The 18,240-nt window shown below is 71.4% G+C and carries 10 protein-coding genes; 7 read left to right on the top strand and 3 right to left on the bottom strand.

The window, feature by feature from the left end; translation table 11 throughout:
- The first annotated feature begins 367 nt into the window (after positions 1-367).
- From KXC43_RS41250 to KXC43_RS41240, 3 genes are all read left to right on the top strand, one after another.
- Positions 368-1,504, top strand: a complete 1,137-nt coding sequence (locus tag KXC43_RS41250; RefSeq protein ID WP_221381705.1) for a hypothetical protein — start codon at positions 368-370, stop codon at positions 1,502-1,504.
- A 195-nt stretch (positions 1,505-1,699) separates the two neighbouring features.
- A complete protein-coding gene (locus KXC43_RS52990; protein ID WP_221381704.1) occupies positions 1,700-4,345 on the top strand; it encodes a CHAT domain-containing protein in 2,646 nt (881 codons plus the stop codon).
- Positions 4,346-4,347: 2 nt separating this feature from the next.
- Positions 4,348-5,523, top strand: a complete 1,176-nt coding sequence (locus KXC43_RS41240) for a hypothetical protein (protein ID WP_221381703.1) — start codon at positions 4,348-4,350, stop codon at positions 5,521-5,523.
- On the opposite strand, the gene KXC43_RS41235 is transcribed toward KXC43_RS41240, so the two are convergent.
- Together KXC43_RS41235 and KXC43_RS41230 are read right to left on the bottom strand one after the other, a co-directional pair.
- On the bottom strand, positions 5,432-6,514 hold the full coding sequence (locus tag KXC43_RS41235; protein ID WP_221381702.1) for a 5'-methylthioadenosine/S-adenosylhomocysteine nucleosidase family protein: 1,083 nt from the start codon (positions 6,512-6,514) through the stop codon (positions 5,432-5,434). The two genes, KXC43_RS41240 and KXC43_RS41235, sit on opposite strands and share 92 nt — an antisense overlap.
- Positions 6,504-8,108, bottom strand: a complete 1,605-nt coding sequence (locus tag KXC43_RS41230; RefSeq protein WP_221381701.1) for an AbeC-like domain-containing protein — start codon at positions 8,106-8,108, stop codon at positions 6,504-6,506. The genes KXC43_RS41235 and KXC43_RS41230 overlap by 11 nt, the downstream gene beginning before the upstream one ends.
- A gap of 230 nt (positions 8,109-8,338) precedes the next feature.
- Between KXC43_RS41230 and KXC43_RS41225 the strand changes: the two genes are divergently transcribed.
- Together KXC43_RS41225 and KXC43_RS41220 are read left to right on the top strand one after the other, a co-directional pair.
- A complete protein-coding gene (locus KXC43_RS41225) occupies positions 8,339-9,505 on the top strand; it encodes a PP2C family protein-serine/threonine phosphatase (RefSeq protein WP_221381700.1) in 1,167 nt (388 codons plus the stop codon).
- Between the two features lie 9 nt (positions 9,506-9,514).
- Complete coding sequence (locus KXC43_RS41220; RefSeq protein WP_221381699.1) at positions 9,515-10,648, top strand: glutamate--cysteine ligase; 1,134 nt, start codon at positions 9,515-9,517, stop codon at positions 10,646-10,648.
- 12 nt (positions 10,649-10,660) lie between these two features.
- On the opposite strand, the gene KXC43_RS41215 is transcribed toward KXC43_RS41220, so the two are convergent.
- The gene (locus KXC43_RS41215) at positions 10,661-12,847 is read right to left on the bottom strand and encodes a putative bifunctional diguanylate cyclase/phosphodiesterase (protein WP_221381698.1); all 2,187 of its coding nucleotides are present in this window, start codon (positions 12,845-12,847) and stop codon (positions 10,661-10,663) included.
- A 411-nt stretch (positions 12,848-13,258) separates the two neighbouring features.
- Between KXC43_RS41215 and KXC43_RS41210 the strand changes: the two genes are divergently transcribed.
- Positions 13,259-14,311 (top strand): multicopper oxidase domain-containing protein, encoded by a 1,053-nt coding sequence (locus tag KXC43_RS41210; RefSeq protein WP_221381697.1) that lies wholly within the window; start codon positions 13,259-13,261, stop codon positions 14,309-14,311.
- On the top strand, positions 14,308-18,234 hold the full coding sequence (locus KXC43_RS41205) for a ThuA domain-containing protein (protein WP_221381696.1): 3,927 nt from the start codon (positions 14,308-14,310) through the stop codon (positions 18,232-18,234). The genes KXC43_RS41210 and KXC43_RS41205 overlap by 4 nt, the downstream gene beginning before the upstream one ends.
- Positions 18,235-18,240 lie beyond the last annotated feature (6 nt).

Genomic DNA, 18,240 nt, shown 5'->3' with positions numbered 1-18,240 from the left:
GGGAACCGGCGCGAGCGGAGCCCGCGCGCACGGCGCTCGTTCCGCTACGCATAGTGATGGCCTTCCTGGCCAAGCTGGACAAAGGTCGGCCACAAACTCGGACAGCTATCGGCCCGATCTTCGCCTGACCAGGCGAGAGCATTTCATGGTGCAGCGTGGGAGCCTCTCGGGGCCTGTACGGAAAGTAGTCGCTTGTGTGCTCCACCGATCGGGTTAGCCCGGTGAGTGTGATGGCGCGGCCGAGCCGGACCGGCTCGCGAGCCGTGCGGTCATTTCATCGCCTGAGGGCTGGCCTCCCGGGCCTGCGCCTCTCGACACTCACGTCGAGCGTAAAACGTGCTTTCCGTGCGAAATATGAGGAATCATAATGTCCACTACGGGCCAAGCCGCAGCGCGCACCCGCGTGATTCCGGCGCAACGCACCCCGGCCGGGGCGCCGGAAACCGATGACGTACGCCGCCTGGCCGCCACGGCGAAGCTGGCGTCCACCGTGGCGGCGGCCGATGATGCGACCCGCCGCCGTTTGCGCGCGGCGATCCACGCGATCGCCCATCCGATCGTCTTCTCGGTCGTGACCCGTAAGGTCGAGATCCGCCGCAGTCATCGGGCCTGCCTGCGGGGCATCCGGCATCTCCGGCCGGCCTGCCTCGACGCGTTCCAGGACGACGTCGACGCCGTGATCGACCACCTTCTGGCCGGCCGGACGGCGATCGATGACCTGGACGCCTGGCTCGCCCACTGGGCGCCGCGGGCCGCCGTCGACGCGCACCGGCGACGGCGGGGCGCCCGGGGTGCGCTGCAGCGCCCCCGAATGACCAAGGCGCTCGCGGCCGGCCTCGGCCACGACCGCTGGCTGATCGACCTCGCGCTCCAGATCCTGACCTGGGTGGGCATCCCGGCCAACGCCGGCCGCTCGTTGTGGCCGCTCGACGAGTGGGCGCAACGCCGCGGCCTGCTCACGGGCGACTACCGGAACAGCCATCCCGGCGTGGTCGAGGCCGAGGTCGCGCTGGTGCTCGAGGTGATGCGCCGCCGTCCCCAGTGGTACGACAACCATGTGGAGCGTCCGCTCGGATGCAAGGACGCTCCGCTCGCACCGCCGCCGGGCGACAACGCCACCGACCCCCGGCCCCTGCGGGCCGCCGAGCCCGACGAGCTGGACGACGCCCACGCCGGCAGTCTCGCCTCGCTCGCGCTGACCGCGATCGAGGAACGGCTGCGCCGAGGGCTGTCGCCCGAAGCAGCGGTGTTACCTGTGCTCTCCGCGCTCTTCGTCGAGGGCAGCGGCGCCGACCTCATCGACCGGGCGCCGGGCGCGGGGCGGGCCGGCGACGACCGTCTGGTCGCCCTGCTGGCCGACCGGCTCGCGGCCCGGGGACTCGCCGAACAGGTGGTCGAGATCGTCCGGGAGGGCCGCCATGAGCTGATCGAGTGCGCTCCGGCGCTCGGCGACCAGGTTCGTGAGGTCGCCGGGCCGGGCGCCGGCGTCAGCCGCCTCTCGTAGCGAGGCGCGCAGCTCGGTCTCCAGCACCTCCTGGATGCGTGCGCGCTGGTGCGGAGTCAGTTCCACGGCGGTAACCGTCGGCAGTGCGGTGTCACGGTGTGTCTCCTCGCTCCGGTCTTCCGAGGTCGTCATTGTGCTCTGGCGGACTGGATCCCCGCCGGTACACCCGTGCGGGCCGGTCCGTCAGGGAATCGTGTGACCATACGTGCGCCTTCGGATGATCTTGCACGGATCGCCGTCATCGTCTGGGCGACGGCCGGCGGGGGCGACCTCGACGCTGCGATCGGTGAGTTCCGCCGGTTGGGGTCCGCCGCTCCGGCCCGGTCCGCGCTCGCCGCCGCGCTGGTGCGGGCCGACGTCTGTCGCGATCCGCAGATCGTGCCGTTGCGGCTGCGCGCGCTGGCCGAGCTGGTGGCGGTGGCTGATCTCGACCCGCCGCCGGTGGCGCAGTGGCGGCCGGTGCGCGCGGCGGCCCGGGCACTCGCCGTCGGCCAGGCCGCGGCAGACGGGGAGCTGCGCGATTTTCGGGCCGCCCTGGCCGAGTTCGATCTGCTCGCGGCCGACGCCGCCGCCGACCCGCCGATGCTCACTGTGGTCACCTCGGCCCGGATGGGCATCGAGTTCGCCCGGGCGACCATCGAGGGCGACTCGGCCGCGGCGGCCGACCTGGTGGATCAGGCCCGGCGCCTCGGCGAGCAGGCACGCGCGTCGGGCTCACCGCAGGGCGCGGAGATGGCCGATGTGATGGCCGCGATCGGTGACCTGATGGAGGCTCGGCGCCGGGGCGAGGATCTCGCGCCGCGCCTGGAGGAGTTGCGACGGATGGTGGCCGGTCTGCCGGACGGCAGCGCCCTGCGGGCCGCGGTCGAGGAAGCGGTCAGCATGGCGGGGTACCTCGCCGGCGGCGTCGATCGGCCCGATCCGGACCAGGTGCGGAGGCTGGTCGACCAGGCCGCACCAGGCAGCGCGGACCGCTCGATGGGCCTGGCCGTACTGGGCACGGCCGGGCTGGCCGACGAGACCGACCCGGACCGGATCGCCCAGGCGATCGCGACGATGCGGGAGGCGCTGGCCGGCCTCGGGCCCGGCCACCCCCGGCGGGCGTTCCACCTGACCGGGCTCGCGCTGGCTCTGTGGAGGCAGAGCGAGGTCAGCAACCGGGTCGACGGGCTGCACGAGGCCGAGCGGCTGCTCGTCGAGGCGGAGTCCCGGTCCGGCGGTCCCCGCAACCTGCACTCCGGCTGGATCGCCGAGATGCTGGCCGACATCCGCTATCGGCTCGGCGCCCGGAGCGGCGGGCACGTCGGTGCGGTCGATGCCATGCGTACGCATCTGTGGCACGTCCTGGCCCAGCCGGATCTCCGCTCGGCGGCCACCGCAGCCCGGCATGCGTCGCAGAGCGCAGCCGACATCGCGCGCAAGTGTCTGGTGGCCCATGACCCGGCCGAGGCGGTCCGGGCGCTCGACTCCGGCCGCGGTCTGGCGCTCCACGCGGCCACCGAGGCACGCAACCTGGCCGACCGGCTCGCCCGGGCCGGACACGACGACCTGGCTGCCCGCTGGCGAGCGGCAGCCGCCGGCGAGGGCGGCCCGTCGCGGGCCCTGCGCCGGGACGTGCTCGAGGTGCTCTTCGACGGCGACCTCGGCCGTACCCTCGCCGACCCGCCCGGGGCGGACGAGATCGGCGCCGCGCTGCGCGGCGCCGACGCGGATGCGCTGATCTATCTGCTGCCGGCGGACGGTGCGGTGCCGGGCTACGCGGTCGTCGTCTCGGCGGAGGGCGGGTTGAGTTACAGCGCGCTGCCCGAACTCCGGCTCGAGGCCGCTCCGGATCTGGACGCCTATCTGGTCGCCGCGACCAGGGACCTGCCGCCGGCGGTCGCTCCGGCCCGGACGAGCCTGACCGGCAGCCTGGAGGCACTCTGCGACTGGGCGTGGCGCGTTGCCATCGGCCCGATCTACCGCGGTCATCTCGCCCGGATCACCCCGTCCGGGCGGCCGCCGCGTGTGGTTCTGATCCCGATGGGCGTGCTCGCCCGGGTGCCGTGGCATGCGGCCCGGCGGCGGGACGGCACGTACGCGATCCAGCTGATGGCGATCTCCCAAGCCGCCTCGGCCCGGCTCTTCTGCCATTCGGCGGGTCTCACTCCGGTCCGGCCGGAACCGCTCGGCCTGATCGTCGGCGATCCGGCCGGCGACCTCCCGTCCGCCTGCGCCGAGGCGTACGCGGTGCACCGCTCCTTCTATCTCGGCGCTCGGTACGCCGGGCGGCGGCCGGACGGCTCGCCCGGCCATTCCGGTACGGGTACCCGTGACGAGGTCCGGCGCTGGCTGGCCTCGGCCGATCCCGACGCCGGGTCGATGCTTCACCTGGCCTGCCACGGCGTGGTCGAGCTCGGCGAGGACGCCCCCGGGTCCTATCTGGCGCTCGCCGACGGGCGGCTGGACGCCACCGGACTGGGCAGCGTGCTCGCCGCCGCGCCGGATCGGACGCTCGGACTTGTGGTGCTCGCTGCCTGCAGCACCGGCCGCTCGGTCACGTCCTACGACGAGGCGTACAGCCTGGGCACGGCGTTCCTGGCGGCCGGCGCGCGATCGGTGCTCTCCACTCAGTGGAGGGTTCCCGACGACGGCACGTCGGCGCTGATGTACGTGTTCCATCGAGCGGTGATGGTCGACGGGCTCGCCCCGTGGGCGGCGTTGCGCAGCGCCCAACTCTGGATGCTCGACCCGCGGCGCCGGGTCTGGCCGGAGATGCCGGAGGCGCCGCGGGAGCAGGCCGGACGCCCGTCCGCGGCGGCTGTCGTCAACTGGGCCGGATTCGTACACGGGGGACAGTAGCCATGACCGGGGACCTCGAGAGCCTGCGAGCCGAAATCGCACGGCTGCGCGGCCCGGCCCGCACCGAATCGCTGTTGCGCCTGGCTCAGGGGCTCGGCGATCGGTATCACCGAGCCGGACCCGGGCTGGCGGCGGCCCGGCCCTACCTGGACGAGGCCATCGACGTCCTGGCCGAGGCCTACGCCCATTTCGACCCGGCCGACGCCTGGCGTGGCCAGGTCGCGGCGATCCTCGGCCAGCAGTACGGCTTGCGGCATCTGGCGCACTTCGGCGCGGACCAGGACCGCATGCGGGCCGTCCCGCTGCTCGACGAGGGGCTGGCGTTCGAGCACCTGCCCGCGGCGCTGCGACTGCCCGGCTGGGTCACGCTCGGACAGTTGCACATGTCGCCGGTGATACGGCGGCTGCGAAACCCTCTGGCCATGCTCAGGGGCCTGCCGCACAGCGTCGCGGCCGACCTCGACCGCGCCGAGGAGTGCTACCGGCAAGCGCTGGCCGCACCGCAGCTGGGAGCGGAGGGCACCCGGGGCGCCCGGTCGCTGCTTGAGATCGTGGGAGTTCTGCGGGAATGCGTCGGCGGCGTCCACCCCGGCGCCCTGGTGAAGATCTTTCAGCGCCTGCGCGAGCTCCAGGCCGGCGTGTCACCCGTCGTTGTCCTCGGGGACGGCGAACCGGCCGATCGGCCGGTGGCGGTGGTGGACGTGCCGTCCACCCGTCGCGCGCCGGCCCGGCCCGGCTTCCGCCCGGCCCGCTCCCCGGCGCCGGACGTGTCCGCCCGCCGTCAGGCTCTGCGTGCCCTGCTGCCGTCCGGAGACCAGATGGTCGCGGCCCGGGCGCTGCTGCACGAGACGCCGGACCGGACCCGGACGGACCGGCTGGTCGCGCTGGCTGTCGGGGTTGCGGCCCTGGACCCGGACGACGGCGGGAACCAGCTGCTGCTGGCCGTCGCGTTGTGGCATCGGGCCCGGGCCGGATCCGGCGGCTGGCCCGGCTGCGACGACCTCGGCGCGGCCGGCGCAACCTTGCGTGCGGCCACCCGGCTGCTGCGGCCCCTCAGCCCACAGGCGCAGGCTGTGGCCGGGGAACTCACGGCCGCGCTGGATCAGGCGCGCCGGACAGGACCCGGGACAGCAGGGCGTACAGAACCTCGGCGGACGCACGGGCCGCGAACTCCTTGAACCGGTCGTCCTTGCCGGGACGGGCGCCGTCCATCACGCCCTTGGCCACGAGCCAATGGGGCACCCGGTTGTCGTGGGCCACGGTGGCGATCGTCGCCGCCTCCATGTCCAGAGCCAGGATCTTGCGTCCGCCTTGATCCTGAAGTTCGTCCCAGATCTGCGGATCCTCGATCACCGCGCTGCCGCTCGCCATCGGCCCGGCCTGAACGGCGAAGGGCAGCGTCACGGGTCCGTCGACGTCGTCGGCGAGCAACCGTTCGATCCGGGCGCTGCCCGCTCCGGTGAGCGTCCAGCTCCCGTCCCGCCAGGCGATGAGGCCCTCGCGCTCCATCCCGCTCAGGCGGGTGTTCCACGTGCCACGCGGGAAGTAGCGGGAACGCGCGGGATGGGTTCGCGCGTCCTGCCCCCGGTGCAGGCGCTCGAGGAGCCACCCGGCCGCATCCTGCTCGGTGGCGGCGTCATGGGCGGGCAGCGCGGAGGGGTCGAACTCCTGCGCGGCGCGCAGCCACCTCGTGTCCTGCGGGTACTGGCGGTGGTCGCCGCGGAAACGAGCGCCCGAGAGCTTGCCCTCGTCGTACTCGTAGGCCGGGTCGGCCACGACCACGTCGCCCGGCGCCGTGCGGTCCGGGTGGCCGGCGCAGACCCCGGACATCGCCAGGCACCGCGGCTTGAGGGCGAGGACGAGGGCGGCGGCGACCGGGCCGGTGCTCCGGGCGCCCATCGCCGTGGTCCGGGCGAGCGCGAGCGTGAGGCCGCCGTACCGGCCGGCGAGGTATGGCGCGGTGGCGGTGTCGCGGGCCTGCCAGTGGGCCGGGACGGCCGCCCGGGCGGCCTCGAACTCCTCCCGCAACGCGGTCACGACAACGACGTCGACTGCGTCCCGGCGGCGCTGCTCGTCCCGTACGACCTGGTTCTGCTGTTTGCCGTTGACGTCACCGTAAACGGTCGCGGTGCCGTAGGAGATCATCCCGATGTTGGTCTCACTGGCCATCGGTCGGCCCCTTCTCGGTCGTGGTGCTCGAACCGGAGACGTCGCCGAAGACGTTCGCCTCGCCGTTGTTGAGGATGCCGACGTTGAGCACCGATGCGCTGCGGGCGCGGAACTCGGTCGTGTCCACGTCGTGCCGGTCGAGAAAGTCCAGCACCTTGGCCTGGACCTGGGTCTCGATCAGCCGGCGGAACTTGAGGAAGTCGCCGCGCTGGGTGAAGTTGCGGAGTTCGTCCTCGGTGCCGAGCCGGCGCACGCTCACCACGGCGCCCCGGTCGGCCGCCCGCCGCGACCGGCGCAAGCCGCGAAGCGTCGCGGTGGAAGCGGCCAGCAGCCGTACGGGCGCGCGCAGGATGACGCCGGGGGTCTCCCGGATGCCGCACCCGAGGGCGCGCAGCCAGGCCCGTGTCCCGCGGCCGCGCTCCATGTCGACGATGCGGTAGCGCTCGCTGCACGGCGCCATCAGCGTGGAGGTGACCTCGAGGTAGAGCGACCGGCCCTGCACCGCGATGTGCACATGGACGGTGGTGACCACCTCGCCGCTCCACGAGACGACCTGGCAGACGAGGTGGTGCCGGGCCGGCTCGGTCGGGTTGCGGATGATCTCCAGCATCCGGTCGGGCCCGGTGTGCAGCGTCCGTTCGCCGTACTCGCCGGCGGACAGGAAGACCCGGTCGTAGATCTTGAGGTCCGGGATGCTCCGCTCGGGTTCGCCGGTGGTGAGCTCGTTGAGCTCGCGCCGCACGTAGCCGACGATCTCCTCGGCCGTGAAGGGCGGCTCGTCGAACTCACGGCGGCTCTCGCTCAGCTTCTCGGCACCCGGAGCCTCGGGCTGCTTGCGGACCAGCCGGATCGGAAAGCCCCAGGTGCCGATGATGTCGCCGGCGCCGATGAAGGGCTCGTAGTTGCCGTAGACCACGGTGTTCGTGCCTTGTTGACTCTCGATGTCGCGCAGCCGGGCGGTGTCACCCACAGGCGGCATCCGACGGTTGGAAGCGCACTGCTGGATCCGCTTCTGCCGCCACAGGGCGAAGACGGTGGGCAGGACGAACACCGCCGTGACGGCCGGGATGACCGCCACCGGCGACGTGGCACCGACCAGGATCAGGGCGATCAGGACGGCCAGGGCGACACAGGCCGCGGTCCAGCCGATCAGGACGGCCAGCGTGCGCCGGGTGCCCCGTTTCCGGATGCCGGCCTCGGCGGAATGCCACTGCTGGAAGCGCTCGCCGGTTGCCCGCCTGGCCGCGCCGGCCGTACGCAGAACGAGCAGGGCGACGGCGATGGCGGCGAACGCGCGCCAGTCCAGCAGGAGGGTGGCGGCCAGTGCCGCGGTGATCAGGCCGTCACGCGCGATCGCCAGCCGGCGGGCCCGCAGGCAGTGCCAGAGCACCGTGATCAGGTCGAAGCCGTACGACGGCGCGACGAAACGCCGCCGCTGGTGATAGACGTCCCGCAGGCAGGAGCGGCGGTATTCGTCGTCGAGATAGGCGCCGACAGCCAGATAGCGGGTGGCCGCGGTCGGGCCGGCGGGCGGCTCGCCGCGCCGGCCGGGCTGGTCGGTGAGGATCGGAGGCTCGAGGGTCGGGATAGCCATCGGACTGTCTCCCGTCGGCGGTGCCGGAGTTCATGTCGAAATGACACTAGGTACCATAGGGTGGAGAATCATTGATGTCAATCTGACATTTTCGACAGTGATCGAGCCGATGATCCCGGAGTGATCTACCGAGGATCTACCGCTTGCCGGCATGCGGGGCCGACCGGGCCGGGCGAGGGGGGCCACCCGGCCGCTGCGGTCTTGCCCCGTGGCGTGGAAGATGGGCCCTGATGCTTGCTTCGATGGAGGCCGTGCGGCGGCTCATGGATCTGCGGCACCGAGGGCGGGCCGAAGACCTGCCGGCGGTGCTGGCGGCGACCGCGCCCCTGCTCGGTGCCGAGGCCGCGATCGTGCTGCTGGTCGACTACGCGCAGGAGGCTCTGCACCCGCTGCGCGGGACTGTTCCCGATCGGGTGACGTCCTCGGCCATCGACGGGACGCCGGCCGGGCTGGCCTTCACCACGGCCCGGCAGCAGTGGGCCGACGGGGTCCTCTGGCTGCCGTTGCTGCACGGCTCGGAGCGGCTCGGGGTGCTGGAGTTCAGGGTCAAGGGCTATCCGTCGGAGCCGGTCCGGCACGACCTCGAAGTGATCGCGGCGCTGGTCGCCGAGCTGATCGCCAGCCGGCGGTTCTACGGCGACGCGGTCGAGCACACCCGGCGGCGGCTGCCCATGCAGCTGGCGGCGGAGATCATCTGGAATCAGCTGCCGCCGCTGACCTTCGCGGTGGACGGCACCATGGTCACGGCCGTGCTCGAGCCCTGTTACGACGTCGGGGGCGACGCCTTCGACTACGCCGCCAACGGGGACATCCTGCACGTCGCGCTGTTCGACACGGTCGGTCACGGGATCAGCGCCAGCGCCCTGACCACGTTGACGTTGAACACCTACCGCAATGCCCGCCGGTCGGGGCTGTCCCTGGCCGACACGTACCGGTCGATCGACAAGTGGATCCGCTCGCAGTACCCCGCCGCGTTCGTGACGGCGCTGCTGGCCGAACTGGACATGGAGACCGGGGCGTACCGCCGGATCAGCGCCGGCCATCCGGCCGAGCTCATGCTGCGGGACGGGCGGTCGCTGCCCTCGCTGCCCACGCCGAACGCCCTGCCGCTCGGCCTCGGCGCCATGCTGCGGCGGCCACCGACGGTGATCGAGCAGCAGCTGGAGCCGGGGGACACGCTGGTCTTCTACACCGACGGCATCACCGAGGCCCGGGACGCCGCCGGGACGCTGTTCGGGGCCGACCGGCTCAGCGAGTTCCTGATCGGCGCGATGCGGGACGGCGCCTCGGCTCCCGAGACGATGCGCCGCCTGATCCAGACGATCATCTCGTACGAGGCGGGCGAGCTCCGCGACGATGCCACGGCGGCCATGCTGCAATGGCGCCGTCATCCGTAGAGTTGGCCCATGGGAATCGACTTCGCCCCATCGGAAAGATCGCGCCTAGGGGTCGAGTGGGAGATCGCCTGCGTCGACCGGCGCAGCGGTGAGCTCAGCCCCGCGGCCCCGGAACTGCTGGCGAGGCTCGGCAGGGCGGACTCGTTCCCGCACGTGACCAACGAGCTGCTCACCAACACGGTCGAGGTGGTGAGCGCGCCCCAGCGGCGGGTGCGGGACGCCGTAGCCGATCTCACCCGGCTCGTCGACCGGGTGGGCGAGCTGGCCGAGCCGATGGGCGTCGACCTCATCTCGTCGGGCACGCACCCGTTCAGCCAGTGGTTCCAGCAGCAGGTGACGCCGGGCAAGCCGCGCTACGACACCCTGATCGACCGCACCCGCTGGTGGGGCCGGCAGATGATGATCTGGGGCGTGCACGTGCACGTCGCCGTGGAGGACCGGCGCAAGGTCCTGCCGATCATCGACGGGCTGCTGACCTACCTGCCGCACTTCCAGGCGCTGAGCGCGTCGAGCCCGTTCTGGGCGGGCGAGAACACCGGGTACGCCTCCAACCGGGCGCTGATGTTCCAGCAGCTGCCGACGGCCGGGTTGCCTCCGCAGTTCACCGAGTGGCGGCAGTACGAGGACCTGGTGGCCGATCTGCAGCACACGGGCGTCATCGAAGAGCTGAACGAGCTGCGCTGGGACATCCGCCCGTCGCCCAAATGGGGAACGATCGAGGTGCGTACGTTCGACGGCATCCCCACCGCGGGCGAGATCGGCGCGATCGCGGCTCTGACCCAGTGCCTGGTCGAGCACTTCTCCCGCGAGCTGGACGCCGGCCGCGAGGTGCCGACGCTGCAGCCGTGGTTCGTGCGCGAGAACAAGTGGCGGGCCGCCCGCTACGGCATGGAAGCGATCATCATCCAGAACGCGGCCGGCGACGAGCTGCTGGTCACCAAGGACCTGGAGGAGCTGCTGCCGCTCCTGGCCCCGATCGCCGAGTCGCTGGACTGCGTGGGCGAGCTGGCGAAGATGCAGGACATCATCGACGGCGGCGCCAGCTATCAGCGCCAGCTCCGCGTGGCCGCCGCCAACAACGGCAGCCTCAAGGCCGTGGTCTCGTCCCTGGTGCGCGAACTACGAGACGGCCACCCGGGCTGAGCGACCCCCTGCTCAGGCGGCCGGGAGGGGCTCGTCGAGCAGAAGTTCGATCGAGGCGGGGTCGACGGGACGGCCGAAGAGGAAACCCTGGCCGAAGTCGCAGCCGAGGCGGCGCAGGGCCGTCCACTGGTCGTCGGTCTCGATGCCCTCGGCGACGGTCTGCATCCGCAGGGCCTGGCTCAGGCCGACCACGGCGTCGACCAGGGCCTTGTCCCCGTCGTCGGTGGCGACCTGGGTGACGAAGGCGCGGTCGATCTTGATGATGTCGACGGGCAGGCGCTTGAGGTAGTTCAGCGACGAGTAGCCGGTTCCGAAGTCGTCGATCGCCAGCCGTACGCCGAGCCGGCGCAGCGCGTGCAGGGTGTCGGTGGCCGCGTCGATGTCCTGCAGCAACATCGATTCGGTGATCTCGAGCGTGAGGCAGGCCGGGTCGACGCCGGACTCGGCCAGCGCGTCGCGGACGTCGGTCACCAGGGCCGGGTCCTGGAACTGGCGGGCCGACAGGTTGACGTTCACCTTGAAGCCGGGCCGCTGCCAGTGGGCCAGCTGGCGGAGCGACTCGCACAGCACCCACCGGCCGAGCGGCACGATCAACCCGCTCTCCTCGGCGGTGTCGATGAAGTGCTGCGGGGCGAGCAGTCCACGCTCCGGGTGCTGCCAGCGGACCAGCGCCTCGACCCCGGTCAGCCGCTGGGTGGGCAGATCGACCACGGGCTGGTAGTGGACGACGAACTGCTGCTCGGTCAGCGCCGTCTCCATCTCGGCGCGCAGCTGGGCCTCGTTGACCAGGCTGGCGTACATCTCGGGGTCGAAGAGCGCGTACGCGTTGCGCCCCTGACGTTTGGCCGCGTACATCGCCAGATCGGCGTTGCGCAGCAGCTCCTCGCCGCTCTCGCCGCCGGCAGCCACACCGATGCTGGCGGTGCGGCGGATCTCGTGGCCGGCGACGCTGATCGGCTTGCGCAGCTCGTGCAGCAGCCGTTCGGCCAGGGCGCCCGGGTCACGGCCGTCGAGATCCTCGATGAGCACGGCGAACTCGTCCCCGCCGAGCCGGGCCAGCGTGTCGCCGGGGCGGACGTTGTCGCGCAGCCGGGCGGCCAGCGCGGTCAGCAGCTCGTCACCGGCGCTGTGGCCGAGGTTGTCGTTGACGCTCTTGAAGTCGTCGAGGTCCACGAGCAGGACGGTCACGTCGGCGTCCCGGCGCGCGGTGGCGTGCTCGAGGCGGTCGCGGAACAGCGCGCGGTTGGACAGGCCGGTGAGCGGGTCGCGGAAGGCCTGCCGGCTCAGCTGCTCCTCGAGCGCCTTGCGGGGTCCGATATCGCGGACGCTGAGCACGATCGCCCCGAGGTCGGGGTCGTGCAGGCAGTTCGTGCCGATCGCGTCGAGCACGGCCCAGGAGCCGTCGGCCCGCCGCAGTCGCGTCTCGATCTCGGCCACCGTGCCCGGCGCCGACGAGCGCAAGGTCGCCATCCAGCCGCGCAGCTGCGGCCGGTCGTCCGGGTGGGCGAGCGTGATGAGCAGCGAGCCGGTCACCGACTCGGGGGTGTGACCCAGCACCGTGCGCATCGAAGGGGTGGCGTACCGGACCTTGTCGTTGCGGCCGATGGCGAGCACCACCTCGGGGGAGTTCTGCAGCAGGGCTTCGGAGCGCCGTTCGGCGACGCGGCGCCGGTCGTCGAGCCGCCGCCGGTTGTGCGCGATGATCACGGTGATCAGCATGACGCAGCCCAAGACCGACAGCAGGCCGGCGACCAGCACCGAGCTCGTGCCCGGGTGACCGGGCAGCAGCGCGAGGAACCCGGCCACCGCCAGCACTCCGAGGCCGGCCACCGCGGTGGCCGGGTAGAGGGCGGTGGCCAGGATGACGATCAGCATGGCGCACGGCAGGTAATAGACGACGCCGTTGGGGTCGAAGTACGCGAGGAACGCGAGCGTGGGGAGCTCCAGCACCCACCACAGGATCAGTCCCGACCGTACCCGTGAATGCTGCACCCACCGGCGCCAGGGCAGCGCGGCCAGGACGGCCTGAGCGACAGCGGCCGCCGTGACCGGGATCGCCCACCACCGGCGTTCCGGCACCCAGACGAAGACCACCTGCAGGGCGCCGAGCAGCGTGATCAGCGTGGCGATGAGCGCACCGACGCGGATCTGGCGGGTCCAGTAGTCGACCCCGTGATCGTCCAGGCGCGGTAGCGGCATGCCGTGTTCATCGGCAGCAGGAATGGCCGGTTGAGGTCAATCTCCGGGCTGTCCGGCGAGGCGGTGGTCTGGAAGGGTGGACGGCTGCCGGCGTGCAGTGGGTGCGAAAGTCGGCCACAGGCATTGGTCTGCGCCAATGTCTGCCGAGGGGAAATGGGAACGCTCCCACGGGGGACTTTCCTCTGGAACGCCTTTACTTCCATCGATGTGCGTCATAAGTTGCTCACATCAGACCGAAGTTTTGATTTCTCTGAGAAAAGTCCGAAACACGCGCGTACGGCGGCCATGGCGGCGGCCGGCCGGACGCGGGCAGCGCCGTGCCCGGAAGCCGGCAGCTGCCGACAGGCACCCGCACGCCCACCCTCGACAGCAATGGCGTTCCGGCCCGGCCGGTGACGTTGGAGGACGCGCATGAACGACAACGTTGTCAACCGGGACGGGGAGAACCATCTTCGCCGCCGTTCCCTGCTCGCCGCGGCCGGAGTGCTCGGCCTGACCGGCGGCGCGGTCGCTGTGACCCGGGGCGAGCCGGCCCGGGCCGCAGCCGCGGTGACCAAGAAGATCACGATCTATGCCGAGAACCTGCCGGGCGGGCTGATCGGCTACGGCCTGACCCGGGGCGGCGCCACGGTGCCGGGGCCGGTCCTGGAGATGTACGAGGGCGACACGCTCGAGATCACCCTGGTCAACACGACCACCCAGCGGCTCTCCATCCACCCGCACGGGGTCGACTACAGCACCGAGTCGGACGGGTCGCCGTTCAACGACTCGTTCAACGCGCCGGGCGAGACCCGCACCTACACCTGGCGCTCGCACGAGATGACCACGGTGGCCGGACGCCGGTTCATGCCCGGCAGCGCCGGCTACTGGCACTACCACGACCATGCGCTGGGCACCGATCACGGCACCGGCGGCCTGGCCAAGGGGCTGTACGGCGCGCTGATCGTGCGGCGGCGGGGCGACATCCTGCCCGACAAGCAGATCACCGTCGTGTTCAACGACATGCTCATCAACAACAGGACGGCGCCGAACACGCCGATGTTCGAGGCCAACCTGGGCCAGCGGGTGGAGTGGATCGCCATCGGCCACGGCAGCCTGTTCCACACGTTCCACCTGCACGCGCACCGCTGGGCCGACAACCGCACCGGCATGCTCGAGGGCCCGTCGGATCCCAGCCAGGTCATCGACAACAAGGACCTCAACCCGGGCAGCGCGTTCGGGTTCCAGGTGCTCGCCGGTGAGGCCGTCGGGCCGGGCGCGTGGATGTACCACTGCCACGTCCAGTCGCACTCGGACACCGGCATGGCCGGCATCTTCCTCGTACGCAACGCCGACGGCACCATGCCGCCCGGCGCGCAGGAGGCGATCGACCGGTTCCAGGGCCACCAGCACAAGGCGGCGTCCTCGGCGGCGGCCGCGACAGCAACGGCACCCACGCACGTACACGGAGGGACTGGCTCATGAGGCTCAGACCGGCCGCAGCGACGGCTTTGGCCGCGCTACTGGCGATCGGCATAGCGCCGCCCACACAGGCAGCGGCGACTCCGGTAGCCGCGAAGGCCGCGGCGCCCGCCAAACCCAAGGTTCTCGTCTTCTCGGGAACGGCGGCGGCGCAGCAGGACCCGGTGACCCGGGCGACGCAGACCATCAAGGAACTCGGCGCGGCTCAAGGGCTCGACGTCGCGTCGAGCACCGACCCGGCCGTGTTCAGCCCGGCCGGCCTGGCGGCGTACCGGGCCGTGGTCTTTCTCTCGGCCGACGGCGTGCCCCTGTCCGCCGGGCAGGAGACCGCGCTCAAGTCCTTTGTGAACGCGGGCGGCGGCTTCCTCGGCATCGGTGACGCGGCCCGGGCCCAGCTCGACTCGACCTGGTTCACCGGCCTGATCGGCACCCGCCCGGCCGGCGCCATCCCGGTCTCGCACCCGGTCGCGGCGGTCACCGCGAGCGGTGAGAACCCGCCGAACGAGACCGCGGTCAAGCTCAACGACGGCGACTCCAACACCAAGTGGCTGGTGTTCGCGCCGACCGCCTGGATCCGGTACGAACTGGCCGCCCAGGCCCGGATCACCGGCTACGCCCTGACGTCGGCCAACGACTCGTCGGGCCGCGACCCCAAGGACTGGACCCTGCAGGGCTCGGCCGACGGGCAGCAGTGGTCCGATGTGGACCGGCGCACGAACCAGACCTTCGGCGACCGCTTCCAGATCCGGCGCTTCGACGCGACCACGCCGGGCGACCACAAGTTCTATCGCCTGAACATCACGGCCAACAGCGGCGAACCGCTGACCCAGCTGGCCGACCTGCGGCTGTTCACCGGCAGCACCGAGGCGCCGGCGCCGCCCGCGGTGAACCGGGCCGTGGTGAACATCCTCGACCGGCAGCACCCGGCGACCAAGGACCTGGCGCTGAACGTCACCCGTGAGGACCGCTGGTACAACTGGGCCACCAACCCGGTCGGCGCCGTGCACACGCTCGCGCAGGTCGAGGAGCGCCACTACAACCCGGGTCTGGGCGCCAACGGCCCGTTCCACCCGGTGTCGTGGTGCCGTGACTACGACGGCGGCCGGTCCTTCTACACCGGCATGGGCCACACCGAGGGCTCGTACGGCGAAGACGCGTTCCGCAAGCACCTGACGGGCGCGCTCGGCTGGACGAGCGGCATCGTCCGCGGCGACTGCCAGGCCACCATCGCCTCGAACTACAAGATCGAGCGGCTCACCGCGGCCAACCAGACCGGTCAGCTCGACCAGATCGGCGAGCCCCACGGCCTGACCATCGCCCCCGACGGCACCGTCTTCTACGTCGGCAAGGCTGCGTGCCCGACCGCGCCGGTCGTCCCGTGGACCGACCCCAACGTGGGCCTCGGCTGCGGCACCATCCACGCCTGGGACCCGGTCGCCAAGACGGCGAAGCTGCTCACCACGCTCAAGGTGATGGGACACCGGGGCAGCGGCGACGAGCTCCAGAAGAACGAGGAGGGCCTGCTCGGCATCGTGCCGGACCCGAAGTTCTCGGAGAACGGCCACCTGTTCGTCTACTGGATGCCGCACGAGTCGATCGACCGCGACAAGCGGATCGGCCAACGCACGATCTCCCGGTTCACCTACGACAAGGCCACCAAGACGATCGACCAGTCCACCCGCAAGGACGTCCTCAAGTGGCCGGTGCAGATCCACAGCTGCTGCCACGCGGGCGGCGGCATGGCGTTCGACGCCAAGGGAAACCTGTACGTCGGCTCGGGTGACAGCAACTCCTCGGGCGGCTCCAGCGGCTACTCGGGCAACAACTGGACGCAGGACTGGCAGGGCGTCTCCTTCCAGGACGCGCGCCGCACCTCGGGCAACACCAACGACCTGAACGGCAAGATTCTCCGTATCCACCCGGAGGCGGACGGGACGTACACGATCCCGTCGGGCAACCTCTTCCCGCCGGGAACCGCGAAGACGCTTCCCGAGATCTACGTGATGGGTGTCCGGAACATCTCGCGCCTGCAGATCGACCCGAAGACCCAGTGGCTGACCGCCGCCTGGGTCGGGCCGGACGCCTCGGCGCCCAGCCCGGAGCTCGGCCCGGCGAAGTACGAGACGGCCACGATCATCACCGAGGCCGGCAATCACGGCTGGCCGTTCTGCATGGGCAATCGGCAGCCGTACCGTGACCGCAGCAACACCGACGCGACCCAGCTGACCGGCTGGTACGACTGCGACGCCCCGAAGAACAACTCGCCGCGCAACACCGGCCTGGTGGACCTGCCGCCGGTCAAGGACAACATGATCTGGTACTCGCCGGACGGCGGCGGCCCGGTCTTCCCGAAGCGCGAGGGCAGCGACATCCCGACCTACAAGGCCGCGGACGCCACGTACACCCAGCCCTACCTGCGCGGCGGCGGCCAGGCGGTCATGTCGGGGCCGACCTACCACCGCGACCTGGTCGACCCGAAGAGCACGGTGGCGTGGCCGTCGTACTGGAACGACAAGTGGTTCATCGGCGACCAGTCGAACGCCGCGAACCGCGTCGCGGTCACCGTCGACCCGGACGGCGTAGCGACCGGCAAGCCCCCGGTGCATGCCGAGACGCTCCGCGCGATCATCCCGGCGGGCGGCAGCAGCACCACGCTGCAGTCCTGGATGGACGCCAAGTTCGGCCCGGACGGCGCGCTCTACCTGCTCGACTACGCGGGCGGCTTCTTCAGCCTGCACGCCAACCAGAAGCTGATCCGGGTGACCTATCAGGGCGGGGCGCCCACGCCGGCGCCGAGCGCGACGTCGGTGGCGGTGCAGAACAAGCCGCTCACGGTGGCCTTCAACGGATCCCGCTCGGGCGGCCTGTCGTACAAGTGGACGTTCGGCGACGGCGGCACCTCGACCGAGGCCAACCCCACCCACACGTACGCCAAGGTCGGCAAGTACACCGCGACGCTGACCATCACCTATGCGGGCGGAATCACCTCGACCGTCTCGACCGCGGTCACCGCCGGGTGTGCGGTGCCGGATCCGTCCACGACCGTACGGCTGGACGCCGCCGACACCGGGGTGGCCAACCGCGTCGTCGGCGAGGGCTGCACGATCGACGACCTGATCGACGACGAGAGCACCTGGGCCACGCACGACGGGTTCGTCCGCCACGTCACGGCCGTCGCCTCATCGCTCGCCGACGACAAGGTGATCAACACTCGGGAGGCGGGCGCTCTGACCCGGTTCGCGGCGTCCTCGAAGATCGGCACCGCCGGCCACACCGGGTACGTCTCGATCTACAACGGAACGCCGGAATCGTTGCAGGACTGGGCGCAGGCGCCGACCGGCCAGTTCACGATCCAGCCCGACGGATCGCTGCGACCCAGCGGCGGGCTCGGGATGCTGTATTACACGAAGCCCTTCAAGGACTTCTCGGTGACGATGCAGTTCCGCGACGTCGCTCCCGGCACCGGCCGGGCCAACACGGGAGTCTTCACCCGGTTCCCCGACCCGCGGATCCCGCTCGACCAGCGGCCGGAGGGCAGCTGCGGCACGGTCGGTTCGGCCCGTACCTCGCAGGCCTGGGTGGCCATCTACTGCGGCCACGAGATCCAGATCTACGACGGGGAGACCGGCGAGACGCAGAAGACCGGCTCGATCTACAACTTCGACCCCAACCCGCTCAGCGCGGCCGGGGCCACGGCCAAGAACGTCTGGAACTTCTACGAGATCCGGGTCGTCGGCCAGCACTACACGATCATCCGCAACGGCACGGTCATCAACGAGTTCGACAACACGCCGGGCAAGCAGAGCTCGCGCGCCGGTGACCCGCCGACCGACCTGCGGCAGTTCACGGAAGGACTGATCGGACTGCAGAACCACGGCGACAACGACATCGCGGAGTTCCGTGACATCCGGGTGCGTGCCCTGTGAAACGCA

The organism is Paractinoplanes polyasparticus (genome assembly GCF_019710575.1).
Lineage (GTDB): Bacteria > Actinomycetota > Actinomycetes > Mycobacteriales > Micromonosporaceae > Actinoplanes > Actinoplanes polyasparticus.
The sequence above is the reverse complement of the archived record's forward strand: the minus strand, read 5'-3'. Positions and strand labels throughout refer to the sequence as shown.

Bases quoted from the DNA above. Each gene is read 5' to 3' on its own strand.
- KXC43_RS41250 (WP_221381705.1), top strand. From the start codon at position 368: ATGTCCACTACGGGCCAAGCCGCAGCGCGCACCCGCGTGATTCCGGCG.
- KXC43_RS41240 (WP_221381703.1), top strand. From the start codon at position 4,348: ATGACCGGGGACCTCGAGAGCCTGCGAGCCGAAATCGCACGGCTGCGC.
- KXC43_RS41235 (WP_221381702.1), bottom strand. From the start codon at position 6,514: ATGGCCAGTGAGACCAACATCGGGATGATCTCCTACGGCACCGCGACC.
- KXC43_RS41230 (WP_221381701.1), bottom strand. From the start codon at position 8,108: ATGGCTATCCCGACCCTCGAGCCTCCGATCCTCACCGACCAGCCCGGC.
- KXC43_RS41225 (WP_221381700.1), top strand. From the start codon at position 8,339: ATGCTTGCTTCGATGGAGGCCGTGCGGCGGCTCATGGATCTGCGGCAC.
- KXC43_RS41220 (WP_221381699.1), top strand. From the start codon at position 9,515: ATGGGAATCGACTTCGCCCCATCGGAAAGATCGCGCCTAGGGGTCGAG.
- KXC43_RS41215 (WP_221381698.1), bottom strand. From the start codon at position 12,847: ATGCCGCTACCGCGCCTGGACGATCACGGGGTCGACTACTGGACCCGC.
- KXC43_RS41210 (WP_221381697.1), top strand. From the start codon at position 13,259: ATGAACGACAACGTTGTCAACCGGGACGGGGAGAACCATCTTCGCCGC.
- KXC43_RS41205 (WP_221381696.1), top strand. From the start codon at position 14,308: ATGAGGCTCAGACCGGCCGCAGCGACGGCTTTGGCCGCGCTACTGGCG.